This window comes from Luteibacter sp. 9135, from assembly GCF_000745005.1.
In the GTDB taxonomy this organism is placed as follows: Bacteria; Pseudomonadota; Gammaproteobacteria; order Xanthomonadales; family Rhodanobacteraceae; genus Luteibacter.
The window spans coordinates 2378419-2392223 of the sequence record NZ_JQNB01000001.1 but is presented as its reverse complement, the minus strand read 5'-3'; the positions used below and the strand labels follow the sequence as shown (position 1 = coordinate 2392223).

The window sequence follows — 13805 nt, the reverse complement described above, 5'->3', positions numbered from 1 at the left end:
AGAGTGGGTCACTGCATCACATCCGCAGGCAGGCGCACCCCACCGCCAATGACCTGCAGCGAAAGCCCGGAATTGAAGTCCGACCGCCCCACATTTTTCTCCACGGGCTGGCGGGTCTTCTTATGGTTGCCGGTGTAATCGCCAACCGTCACATTCGAGGCGACGCCATAGGGCGTAGCCAACGCATCCGGCTGAAGCACGGCGTCAATTTGGGTCAGCGCACTCGCAGAGGCGCCCTGCGACGTGTTCTGGTCGATGTTGGCCGAGGTCTCCGCCGTCACGTTGAACGCGTAGTTTCCCGCGTCTGCGCCGGTGGCAAAGATGCCATCGACGGTTACGGGTTTGCCGTGGCCTACCGATGGGTCCGCAAACAGCGCACTCGTGGCACCGAAGCTCACCACGTCGCCGTCAATAAGTCCGCTGCTCGACAGGGTCACCTTGTCGACCGTGTTGCCATCGAAGAACTTGTCCGTCCCCTGGGCGCCCACAACGACGGGGCGCTTCGTAATACTTGCCGTCGTGGTCGGGTTGAAGGTAAGCGTGTAGTTGGCCGAGTCTCCGCCGGATAGCGTCCCTCCGACGACTACCGTCTTCCCATTGGCGGCATTCCTGTCCACAAAACTGCCGGTGGTTGCAAGATTCACCTGGTCGCCACCCAGCACGCCGTCCAGTACGCCGTGCGTGGAGGCACCGGTATTACCGTCGTAAACCTTATCGTCGGCGGAAATACCAGCATTGATCCCCAGCGGCGTCACCGTGGCGACATGGTTGCCACCGACCAGCGTGTAGTTGCTGGCAAGACCGGCACCGTCATCGTTGAGGGCGAGCGACCCGAGACCCGCCAGTGGCCGGTCGGCCGCGACGTTCTTGCTACCGAGAACGCCCTGCCCGCTCAGGATCAGGCTTTCACCGGCCACGCCCGCAATGACCCCGGCACTACCGAACATCCCGGCGGAGCCGACCGTGCCACCGTCATACACACGGGTGCCGTCGAGGTTCAATATGACCTTGTAGACATCGGCCAGGGTGGTGGAGTTCGTCGTGAGCGTGTAATTGCCTGCGTCGGCTCCGGTGAGAACACCGGCCACGCCCACAGCCTTGCCGCTGCCAACGTTCTTGTCGACGAAGCTACCGCTCGTCTCGATACCCAGATTGTCACCCGCCAGCACGCCGTCGACGGTTCCACTGGTCTGCGCCGCAGTCGTCCCGTCATAGGTCTTGTTGACCGCGACGATGCTGCCGCCAATGGCCAGCGGCGTGATATTGCCGGTAGTCAGGGCCGTGGTATTGAACGCGTAGTTGCCGGCATCCGCACCAGCGGCAGTGATTCCGCTGACCGTGATGGTCTTGCCATTGGCGACATTCTTGTCGCTGTAGTTGGCCGCACCGCCCGTGAAGGTGATTTGGTCTCCGCTGACGACGCCGGCCGAACCAAGACCCGCAAAAGCAAGCGACCCACCGTCGTAGACCTTGTTGGACCCAGTGGCATCGACCACGATCTGCTTAGGCGTGATGGTCAGGTCGTGCGCGCCGCCGACCAAGGTGTAGTTGCTGCTCAGCGCGGTCCCGTTGCCTGTGAGCACCAACGTGCCCGTCGAAACGAGTGTCTTGTCGACGCCCACCTGCTTGTCGCCGACCGACCCGGCGCCACTGAGATCCAGCGTGTCACCGTTGATACCGGCGATTACGCCTTGGTTGCCAAATACCCCGGCTGTCCCGACCGTTGAGCCATCGTATTCGCGTTCGCCGTGCAGGTTAATGATGTAAGGCGTAATATTGGCGAGCGTCGCGGCGACCGTGTTGTAAACATAGTTACCCGCGTCAGCGCCCGCAGCGGTGATGCCGCTGACCGTGACCGTCTTGCCGTTGGCCGCATTCGCATCTGAAAACAGCGACGAGGCACCGCTGAAGGTCACGTCGTCGCCACTGAGGAGACCGGTCTGCGACAAGGCGGTCGTCGCCGACGCATCGCCGTCATACATCTTGTCACCCGCGCTGGTGCTCACCACGATGGTCGCCGGTGTGATGTTCGCGATCGTCGTGGCATTGCTCGTGACGACGTAGTTGCCGGCATCAGTTCCACCCACGACACCGGAGACATTCACGGTCTTACCATTGCCGACATGTTTGTCCTGGAAGCTGCCGGTGGTCGAGGTGTAATCGACCACATCGCCGCCGAGCACGCCCGACAGGCTGCCGTGGGTCGCCGCTCCGGTCGTGCGGTCGTAAACGCGGTCGTCGGCGACGATGCTGCCGCTGATGGCAAGCGGCGTGATGCTGCCGGTGGTCTGGGCGGACGTATTGAAGGTGTAGTTGCCGGCATCCGCACCAGTGGCCGTGATACCGGTGACCGAGATGGCCTTGCCATTGGCGACATTCTTGTCACCAAAGATGGCGCCACCCAGGGCAAAGTTCACCGCATCCCCCGAAATCACGCCGCTGGCCGCCAGGGTCGCGGTGGCGGCGGTCGTTGCGTCATAGACCTTGTTGCCGCCCGTCGCATTGACCGTTACCGCCAGCGGGGTGATCGTAAAGCTGTCGGTGCCGCCCTGCAGCGCGTAGTTGCCCGCGCTCGAACCACCCGTGCCATTGAGGACAAGCGTGTCGAGGTCGAAATTGCCCGTGCCATCGCTCGCCCGCTGGTAGGTGGCCACGTTCTTCGATGCGCTCTTGCCCGAACCGGAAAGGACCAGCGTTTCCCCATGAACGCCCGTGACCACGCCGTTCGCGCCAAAGAGGCTTGCACCGGCCGTCGCCGTGCCGTCATAGACGCGCGCGCCACTGAGATTGATGATGAACGGCGTGATGTTCGCCATCGTGGTTGCGTTGGTGTTCGCCAGCGTGTAATTGCCCGCGTCGGTGCCGCTGGCGGTAATTCCATTAACGCTCACAACCTTGCCGGTGCCTACATCCTTGGTGTCGAACAGGTTGCTCGTGGCATTGAAGGTGACTTGGTCAGTCCCCGCCAAGTCCTGGCTCGACAGGGTCGCGCCCGAAGCCGTGGTGCCGTCGTAGACTTTGCTGACGCCATTGGCGTCGACATGAATGAGTTTAGCGGTGATATCCGCGACGACATCAGCCGGCTGCACGAGCGTGTAGTTGCCCGCATCAGTCCCCGCGATGCCCATCGCCGTGCTGACCGCCTTGTGCGTGCCGACATTCTTGTCGCTGAAGGTGCCGGCATCGGCATGGGTCAGGTCAACGGTGTCTGATCCCAGTACCCCATCGAGGGTGGCATGGTGCAAGGCGGCGATGGTATTTGCGTCATACACCTTGCTGTCGGCCGTGGTGTTGATGACATGGAGGGTCGCCGGGGTAATGGTGTAGGTATCGGTACCGCCACTGAGCGTGTAGTTGCCCGCGAGGCCGCCTGCGCCATTGGCGAGGGTAAGCGAGCCCAGCGCGAAATTGCCGCCGTTGTAGCTTCCGACATTCTTGCTTGACGTGTTGCCGGTGCCCGAGAGGCCAAGGCTCTCACCCGACACGAGGTTCCCGAGGGTCAGACCCGCACTGAAAATCGAGGTCGAGGTGTCGTAGACCCGGGTGCCACTCAGGTTAAGGACGCGCGGCGTGATGTTCGCCAGTGCCGTTGCACTGGTCGTCGACAGCACATAGTTGCCCGCATCCGCGCCACCCTTGGTGATGTTGCTCACCGTGACGGTACGGCCGTTGGCGACATCCTTTCCGTCGAACTGCGGCATGGTGGACTTGCCAAAGGTGACGGTGTCGCCTGCCAGGACGCCGGAGGACGACACCGTCGCCGTGGCATTGGTGGTCCCGTCGTACTGGCGGCTATCCGCCGTGGCGGTCGGTGTGATCGTGAGCGGCGTGATCGTCGCTGTCAGCCCTGCCGGCTGCACAAGGATGTAGTTACTGCTGTCGCCGCCGTCCACGGTCATCGACGTGCTGACCGCTTTGTTGACGCCTGCATTCTTGTTGACGAAGGTGCCCGTGGCGAAATTCGCCAACGTCACATCGTCCGAACCCAACCGACCGACAAGCGTGGAGCCCGAGAGCTGGGCGGCGGTGGAACGGTCATAGGCCTTGTCGGCGGCGACCGTGCCGGCCACAGTCAGGGTTGCCGGGGTGATGGTGACCCAATCGATGCCGCCCGCAAGCGTGTAATTGGCCGCGGTGCCGGTGTTGTCACCCAGGGCCAACGTGCCGAAGTTCGCAAAACTCCGCTGGTTGCCCACGTTCTTGGTTGAAAGAACGCCACTGCCCGTCAGAGCAACACGTTCGCCGTTCACGCCAGCGATCGTCCCACCATTTGTAAACAGGCCAGCATCGGCGCTGGTCGTAGCATCGTAGATGCGCTGGCCCATCAAATTGATGACGAACGGCGTGATCGTACCGAGTGCACCCGTCGCGCCGACGGGGAGGTCATAGTTGGCGAGGTTGGTTCCAGCGAGCGCCACGAAGTCCGACACCGAGAGCGTCGAGGTCAAGCCGCGGTTGCTGCCGGCGTTGACGTTGTTGTACTTCGCGGTCGACGACTGCGGGATGGACGCGCCCTGGCCGGAGACGAAACCTGACAGCGTGTAGTCCCCTGCGGTCAGCGTCACTGAGTTTGAACCGTCGTATGGCTTGGTCGGATCGCCTGTGATCGACGCGGTAACGGCGCGCTTTGAGATGTTCGCAGTGAGACCGCTGACCTGGTTGACGCGATAGTTGCCCGCAGCACTGCCTGCCAGGCCAAAGCCAGAGGTTGTGACATCGAGGTTATTGGCGGCATTGGCCGACCTCACGTTGCCCGCAGCACCCGACGCATCGAGGGTCACGTTTCCGTTGTCGGCGCTAAAAATGCCGCCCAGCGACGCGGTGCCGGTATTGAGCGCAATGCCCGTATTGCCATCGTAAATCTTGTCGATGGCCGACACGCCATTGATGCTCAGCGTGAATGGACTGATGGTCGCTGTCAGGCCGGCCAGCGGCATGAGCGTGTAATTACCCGCTTCGCTGCCCGAGATGGAGAAACCGTTCGCCGTGACGGCTTTGCCCACGCCTGCGTTGGCGTCCGCAAAGAGGCCGGTCGTGCCGGCCGTGAGGGCCACTTTCCCGGTGTCGTTCGAGTCGGCGCCAACGAGCCCGACCAGGGAAGCGCCCCCACTGTTGAGTGTCGCCAGGGTCGTTGCGTTGTAATCACGACTCTGTGCGGATACGCCGACGATATAGAGGGGTGCTGCCGTGATGGTACCGGGGCCGGTGGCGACCGTGGGCAGGATGTAGTTCGAAAGCAAGGTCTGGCTGTTCGGCAGGTAAGAGGACACAGCCATGTTCGCCGTGATCGTCTTGTTGCTGCCGACATTCTTGGTGTCAAAGGAAATCGAGGAGCTTGGAACGATATCCGCGCCTTCGCCGGCCACAAAGCCAAGGACCTGGTAGTTCTGGGGCGTGAGCGTCACATAGCGCGTGCCGTCGTACACCTTGGACGGGTTGCCGACGATCGATGCGGTCAACAGCGCCTGCTGGATTTCGCCGGTGCCATACGCCATCGATGGCAGGGTGTAGTTGCCAAGGTTGGTGCCGGCATTGGCATCAAAATTGGCACTCGTCAGCGCCGCAGACACGGCCTGCTTGCCCACGTTCTTCGAAGCAAAGATGCCGACGGTCTGGTTGACCGAAGCACCCTCCCCCGACGCAAAGCCCGAAAGGATGAAGTTAGCTGGCGTGAGCGCCGCGACGGTGGTGCCATCATAAACGCGAGTCGGGCCGTTGATGCCCGCCGTAATGAAGCCAGCCAAGGGGGCCGGCGTGATGGTGCCAACGCCGGTCATCACCGTCGGCAGCACGTAGTTCGACAGCACGGTGGCATTGAGCGCCGTAAAGTCCGCGATGCCTAGGTTTGCCGTGACGTTCCGCTGGCCGACATTGGCGGTGTCGTAGGTGCCATGGGTCTGGGTAACCGTGGCGCCCTCTCCGCTGAGGAATCCGGAGAGCTGGAAGTTGTCACTCGTCAGCGCCGCGTTCGTATTGCCGTCGTAAATCTTGGTGGGATTCCCCACCAGCGACCACGTCAGAATGGCCTGGGCGATCGTGCCATTCCCGGTAATAGAGGTGGGGAAGGTGTAGTTGGAAAGCTGCGCACCGTTGCCCAGGCTGAAGTCCGACGGTTCGAGCAGTGCGGTCAACAGCCGGGTGCCTGCGTCCTTGCTGGCGTATGTGGCGCCAGCACTCTGCACCACGCTGCCCGTTTCGCCACCCTGGAAGCCGGTGATGGTCACGTCGCCCGCGCCAATATTGGCCGTCGTGGTTCCGTTGTACGTGCGGGTGGGATTGCCGGTGATGGATATAAGCAAGGGCGCGGGCGTGATGTTGGCGAACAGGCCGGTGGGCTGCGACAGGGTGTAGTTGCCCGTGCCGGTGCCCGCCAACGTAAAGCCCGACGCGGTAACCCCGATGCCGTTGCCTACGTTCTTTGTGGCAAACGTTCCGTTCGCGCCCGCTGTGACCAGGGAAATGTTGGCGCTGTCGGTGCCGTTGACCAGGCCATTCAGGGCAAGGTTGGTGTAGGCAAGTGATGCCACGCGCGTCGCGTCGTAGACCTTACTGAGGGCCGATACCCCACTGATACTGAGCGCCTTCGGCGTGATGGAGCCGGTGATGTCCGACTGCAAAACCAGGTCGTAGTTGGTCGCCTTGCTACCCACGAGCTGGAAGCCCGTGGCGCTGACGGATTTGCCGTTCCCCACGTTGGCATCGGCGAATTGGCCGATGCCATTCGTGCTGTCGAGCGTGGCGTTGGCTGCGTCGCCCGCGATGACGCCGAAAATCGAGACACGGCTCTTATCCAGGCCATCCGTGGTGGTGCCGTCGTAGACCTTGTCGCTTCCGATGAGGCCCGACAGCTGCACCTTGGCCTTGTTGATGGTGCCGGGGCCCGTCGCCGTCGTCGGCAATACGTAGTTGGACAGCTTCGTGCCGTTCGCCGCCGTGAAATTGGACGGTAGGAAGCCTACGTTGACCGTGCGCACGCCCGCGTCGGCAGAATCGTAAGCCACGCTGTTGGGCTGGCTGAAGGTGATGTTCTCACCCGCCACGAGCCCCGAGGTCAGGTAATTTGCGCTGCTCAGGGTGGCGGTGGTCGTCCCGTTGTAGGTCTTCGTCGGGTTGTTGATGACCGAGACGCCGAGCTGGCGCGGGTCGATAACCCCGATATTTGCCGAAGCGCCACCGCCGGTGATGGTGTAGCCGTACACGGGTACGAGCCCACTCGCGTCGGTGAAGGTGTACCCCGCGCTGCTGCCCGCTGCCGTCACCTGAATGCCGGATGCGGCGTCCTTGCTGCCATAGGTGCCCGTCGCCGTGGCGATGCGGTCGCCGTTTGCCAGCGTCGCATTGACGTTGGTCCCGTCAAGACTGGCCGTCGCCGTGCCGTCGTAGGTCTTTTCCACCGTGCCGCTGAGGCCCGTGATGGCCGCGACCGCGGTCTGTTTGTAGAGGAAGCCACTGCCCGTGCCCAGCGGCGTCGCGCCCGCTGCGGCGTTGTATTGAATGAACTGCGGCGTCAGGCCGCCGGTCACGTCGGCCGCGCGATTCGCGGAATACACCAGCCATTTGCCCGATGCCGAGCTGAGCGCATTGCCACCGGCGTTGTTGATGAAGGCGTTGGCTGCGGTGAGGGTCACCCCTGCTCCGCCGCTCACCGTGCCGCCGGCGGCGAGGTTGATGTTGCCATTGTTGCCTGCGGCGCCCTGGGCCGTGAGCGCCACGCGGCCAGCACCGGAAATGGGAGCATTGACATTGATGGCGCGATACGCCGTCAGGGTCAGTGTACTGTTTGGGTTCGTCCAGTTGATGGCTGCGTTGACATTGATGTCACCCACGCCGTTCGGGTTCTGCACGCCCGCGCCCGAGGCACTGCCTGCCGACGTCGATTCGGTGACATTGGTGCCGTTGTTGAGCGAGCTCGAGATGGCGTTGGCTGCGGTCGCATCGATGGTCAAGTCATAGGGGTCGACCAGCCAGGTGCCCGCTTTGCCGTAGGGTGCGCCGGCGGTGATCGCTGCGCTGCCGATGTGTGCGAACGCGCCCGATGTCTCGATCGCGCCGCCATTGCCGCCATCGGGCGCGCTCGCATCCAGCGTGCCCTCAACATTCACATGGCCGGCCGTCATGCCGCCGAGCAAGACGATTTCGCCGTTGTGGTTTTGCACCGTCTGCGCGCGAACAACACCAGTATTGTTCACCGTGCTGGCCAAGAGCGAATCGGCCGCGCCGGCGGTCATGAAAATTCGGCCGCCATCCGCTTGAACCAGCTGACGGTTCTCCACCAGATTGTCGAGCGTGCTGCGGTCAACCTGGAGATGGAGCAGCTGACTGCCTTCGAAGGTGAGCGTTATGGCACTGCCGCCCCCCATCGCCACTGTGCCCAGCTGCGCGCTGATGGTGCCTTGGTTCGATACCGTGTTGCCCAGCAAGGCCACATAGCCGCCGTTGGCCGCGCGGATCGAGCCCTTGTTGACGATGCTGCCCTTACCATTGCCGCTGAAGGTGCGTGAGGTCGCGTCGAGCGAACTGTCGGCGGTATCGAGTGTCGATGCGACGAGTCCACCGACGTTGACCTGCGAACCCTCGCCGAACAGCACACCCTTGGGATTGATGAGCCAGACCTGGCCGTTGGCATTGAGATGCCCATAGATCTCCGAGGCGCTGTTACCAAGGATGCGGTTGACCGCGATGGCGTCACGACCTGGCTGGACGAAATTGACCGTCTCGTTCGCGCCGATGTCGAAGGTCTGCCAGTTGAGCGAGAGGTGTTGGCTCGCCTGATTGATGGTCGTCGTGGTGCCGTGCTGGTTGATCGCACCGCTGCCCGACACCACCTGACCGCCTGTCTGACCCGCGCGCGCAGCTCCTGCGCTGCCCAGCGCCAGGGCGACCCCTAACGCGATGGATGCTGCGCGTGGGGCGCTTGCGGAAGCGGTGACCCGAGCGCCTGGGCGGCGGCTGCGGGCAAGTTCGCTGGCCGCGACCCACTGAGAGGTGGCGGCGTTCCAGCACAGGCGATAAATACGATTCATTGTTGCGGGGCCCTGATTTGATGCGATCGGTTGCGCGCAGCGCGAGAAAATCGCGACGCAAGCCTGGCCGTCACAGTGCGTCGGCAGGACAGCGTCGCGCTCGCTTGCAAGTGGTCGCGTCGGCAGTCGCAAAAAATGCGAACGGCGTCGCGGCAGCGGGCCGATTCTAGAAACCCGGGCGCGGCGTCGTAAGGCCGCCAGACGGGAACTTATGTCACGCCCGGCGTGACACGTTCCGCCCATTCAAAAGAGCGACTAACGGGATTCAACGAAAAGTAAGCAGCCCCAGCGCTTAAACGGGTCGGACGTTCTTTGCTGGAGGGGACGTCGGGCGCGCAGGGGCGAAAGGCTCCGGATGTGAATGGCCGTCGGATGGGTCGATCAGCCGTGCCACGCAGGACATGACCTCCGCTGCGTCGGACGGCTTCAGCAGCATCACTGCTGTTGGTGAGCGTGATGCGTCGGCGGGAGTCGGCGGAACAGCAGTAAATATCAGGACAGGGACGCCAGGCAGGCGCTCGCTTAGGCGTGGGATCACCGTCCCCTCTCCTCCCCCCGGCCACCGATGCTCGGCAATGATGAGGGCCGGCCGCGTGGCTTCAAGGCCGTCGAGGCCTCTCGCCGAATCCACGGGCATGGACTGGAATCCATAGCCGTCCAGCAAGTCGCACAAAACGGCGCGGCGGGCTGCATCGGGCTCGGCCACGATCACCGCTCTGCCGTGACCCTCCACCGCGACAGGGTCCTGGCCCATAGCCAAGTCCGGCTCGACATCGTACTCGTCCGCCAAAGGAACTTCGATCTCGAACGAGAAACGGCTTCCCGTTCCCCGTGAACTGTCTCCCGCCTCTAGCCGAGACCCCATGCGACTCAAGAGTTGCGCCACGATGGCAAGGCCCAGTCCGCTTCCGGGTGCATCACTGATGTTGGTGCCCCGGACGAACGGTTCGAGAAGTGTCTCTGCGCCCATGCCTCCCAAACCGATGCCCGTGTCTTCGACCGCGAAGCGCAGCCGGCTCGAACGACCAAGAGCGGAGATCCGAGCCTCGACCGTAAAGACGATTTCGCCATTCCGGGTGTACTTGGCGGCGTTGCCCAGGAGATTTGAAAGCACCTGACGCAGGCGCCGAAAGTCCAGCTCGACCACGGCCGGAAGGTCTGTGCCAATGGATACGTTAAGCCGGTTGTTGTTGGACTGGGCAAGGAGTGCGCCCTCTTCCGTGGCCTCGTGGAGGAAGCGGTAAAGGTAACCAGGTGCCGGCTCCAGCAGCACGTCCGTCAGTTCGCCCCGCGAGAATTCCACGACCTCGTCGATGAGTTCCATGAGCATTCGCGCGTGACGCTCAATCGTCCGGGGGTGTTCGACATCCGGTCCAGTCCAGCGCCACTGCCGTGCCACATTCACGATGGCTGAGAGCGGCGAACGCAGATCGTGCCCAATGTGCGCGAGCAAACGGCGCCGGGCGTGCAGAAGCGCGCGAAGCTCCTTGGTGCGTTCCACGACGATCCCCTCCAAGCGGCGGGCATGTGCAACGAGAACTTGGGTCCGCCAGCGCCACGCTCCCACCGCTAGGCCCACGATGGCCAAGGCGAGGGCAATGAAGGCGCCGGGGGTCATCCACCAGGGTGCCTGGATGGTCGCCTCGAGCGAGGCAATGGCCGACACTGTTCGCCGGTTTTCGTCCACGACCTGGACTTCGAACTGGTAGTGGCCCCAGGGAAGCGAGGCGTAGCGGACCTCCCGCTGACTTGTATCGACCCAGTCGCGGTCCAGTGGCTTGAGACGATAGCGAAAGTGCACGGGATGCCCGGCACTGTTGCCCGAGACACCAAACGCGATCGTCAAAGGTGCGCCGCGTTCGTACGGCAGAGCGTCCGATGCCACGGGACGGTCCCCGTAGCGCGCCGGAAAAAGCTGCGGCGTCATCGTTCTAGGCGCCAGCAGGTCCGCGGGCTTGAGCACGTGGGTCAATCCGACGGGGGTTCCGATCCAGACCGACCCCTCGGCATCCGCAAAAAAAGCGCCATGGTTGGTCTCGTCCCACAACAAGCCGTCGCGGCTGGATAGACGCGTCCATATTCCATCCGCAAGGACATCGACGCCCTTGCCGCCGCCCGCCCAAACCCGGCCTTGGTTGTCCGAACGCAGAAAATAAAGGCGCGTCGCGGCCAATAGCGGGTCGTTGACCGATTCCATGGTGAGGCTTTCGCCATCCCCAGCGAGCCCCATGACAAGGCCTGGTTGCAACGAACTGAGCCAGAGGTGTCCGTCGGGGGTTACTGCGACGTTTTCATAGCCTCCCGGAGACTCACCCGGAAGGACGCGAACACGTGCCCATCCACTCTCGTTGTGGCGATACAAGCCAGAGTTGCAGGCGAGCCATAGTCGCCCGGCGGCGTCTTCCGCCAGGTCGGAACACATCGTGGAAGGAATCAAGCTCGGAGCCACGTGCACAGCCGACCCGGAGACCGGGTCAAGCTCGTAAAGCCCGCCCATCGTGTAAATCCAAAAGCGCCCGGACCCGTCCCGATGTGCTCCGCGAATGAGGTAGGGCAGTTGCGCGACTTGCACACTGCGATGGTCTTTCGGCTCATACCGGACCACCCGACCATCGAACAGGAAATACCAGATGGATCCACCCGGACCCGTGAGCACAGCATGCGCCTGGACAGGAGGAGGCACGCTCACAGGCCATCGGTGGGCACGCCCTTCGGACGGAACAATGACTTCTCCGCCGCTTTCGCCCGCCACCCAAATCGAGTCAGGACCTGCTCGGGTGATGGACCAAATGAGGCTATCACTGAGCCCCTGATTGGAGGTCCAGTTTTCGACGGCGCCAGCGCTGCTCCAATAAAGCACCCCTCGGCCGTAGGTTCCCGCCCACAGCGCGCCGTCGTGGTCGGCGATCAGAGCGGAAATCCCAACGCCCGGCAGTCCGTTGTGCGTGTCCAGAAGGTCCCATCGGCCGCCGGCCCAGCGCGCAATGCCTGCGTCCGAGCGCGTGACAATGCGCCCCTCGCCATCTTGTGCCAGATCAATACTGGTCGCCGCCACCTCGCCGTGCCCGCCCGGGATGTCGTGCGCGACGAACGCCGACCCGTCGGCAGCGAGCGCAACGACGCTGCGCAACCCGCGCGCCCAGACCGTGCCGTCACGAGCGACCAAAAAACCTACCCATTTATCGGCGGGGACGCCTTGCGCTGCGGTAAATCGGGTCAGGACGCCGTTACTCGACCGGCACACGGCTTCATCGCACCCGAACCAGATCTGGCCACCATGGCGATAGACGGCGGCGACCTGAAAGGGTGGTTCTTTGCCGGCGGTCTCTTCCGGCCACGGGCTCGCCGTCCATCGATCGGCCGCCTGCCGTTTCAGGCGGACGAGGTGGTGCCCGGTGACCACCAACATGCCGTCCTGCCCGTCCGGCGCCAAAGTCTGCCCTCGATCCACGAGCATGGTCCGGCCATCCGGCCGCACCCAGGAGAACGTCCCGCTGTCGTCTTGCGACTGTAAGCCCGCCCTGGTGCCAGCCCAGACATGTCCGTCGTCGTCCTCGGCCAGGCTCACGACCTCGGAGGTCTGGAAACCGTCCTTTTCGCGCATCGGATTGAAACCGATGCCGTCAAAACGATAAAGGCCCTGCTCGGTTCCGGCCCAAACAAAATGATGCTGGTCCTCCAGGAGCCGGACCACGGACAAGCTCGACAGGCCTGTATTCTGGTCGTAGACCACCAGGGGCAGCTGCACATGCGCCGAGGGAGTGCCGGCGACGGCCGGCGCACCCAGCGCAAGCACTAAAAGTGCGCATGCTGCGCCCCGTAACCAGGTCAGCACGCGGCGGTGACCCCGGCCTTCGCGCGGGCGTCCCCAGCGGCTTCCTCTTGAGACACCTGGCGGAATCGCGTGGGCGTAACGCCCCAGCGCTCCCGGAACGCCGTGGTGAAGTTGCACGCGCTCCGAAAACCTATCTCGAGTGCGATGTCTTGCATATTCAATGTGGTCTCGACCAGCAGGCGCCGGCTTCGCTGAATGCGCTCCTCCCGCAGCCAGGCAAATACCGTGGTGCCAAGGTGTTCCCGGAAGATGGCTGACAAACGCTTGTCATACGTTCCCACTTCACGCGCTACCTCGTCCAGCGACAGAGGCTCCGCGAGGCGACGCCGGAGAAGTCGCATGGCGGCTTGCAGGACCACCTCGTCGGCGGTCAGCGATGCGGCGGACGTTCCATGGTCCGGCGCGATGACAGACCGGGGCGAGAGCCTCAGATGGATGCGAACCCGTGCCACAAGCTCGGCCGGATGGCAGTCTTTCAGGATGTAATCGACGCCGCCGTGGCTGAGCCCCTCCAACCGCTCCTCAACACTATTGGCCGAGGTCAGAAACACCATCGGCGTCCCTTTTAACTGCGGCATTTCCTGAAGCAGACGACTGACGGCAAATCCGTCCATGTGTGGCATGCGCACATCGAGCAGCATGAGGTCCGGCGCCATCGTTTGCGCGCGTTGAACCCCTTGGCTCGCGTTCGTGACGAGACTGACCCGCCACCCTTCAGTACGGAGGGCCGCAACGAGTGCGCCAATCTCCTCAGGCCGGTCATCGACGACCAGAATGTGTGGCGGATTCAAGGTATTCAAGCAAACCCCCGGTGTACTGCCGAGGGGCGCACGAGGCCCCCTTCGGCTGAAGAGTATAGACGACTCAAACGACTTTGCCCGCGACCAAAGACCTTGGTCCCTCCGCCAAAAGCGGCGCCAAACCATCCATTTAAGGTATCGCGCACC

General features: G+C 63.2%; 3 protein-coding genes. All 3 read right to left on the bottom strand.

The annotated features are described in order from the left end of the window. Positions 1-8 precede the first annotated feature (8 nt). A complete protein-coding gene (locus FA89_RS10260; RefSeq protein WP_185754306.1) occupies positions 9-9023 on the bottom strand; it encodes a YDG domain-containing protein in 9015 nt (3004 codons plus the stop codon). 292 nt (positions 9024-9315) lie between these two features. Next, positions 9316-12858, bottom strand: a complete 3543-nt coding sequence (locus FA89_RS10255) for an ATP-binding protein (protein ID WP_185754305.1) — start codon at positions 12856-12858, stop codon at positions 9316-9318. Next, positions 12852-13658, bottom strand: coding sequence for a response regulator transcription factor (locus FA89_RS10250; RefSeq protein WP_036140532.1), 807 nt, complete (start codon positions 13656-13658; stop codon positions 12852-12854). Before FA89_RS10250 ends, FA89_RS10255 begins: the two co-directional genes overlap by 7 nt. Positions 13659-13805 lie beyond the last annotated feature (147 nt).

Excerpts from the sequence above, each read along its gene's own strand:
- FA89_RS10260 (WP_185754306.1), bottom strand. The coding sequence starts at position 9,023 with ATGAATCGTATTTATCGCCTGTGCTGGAACGCCGCCACCTCTCAGTGG.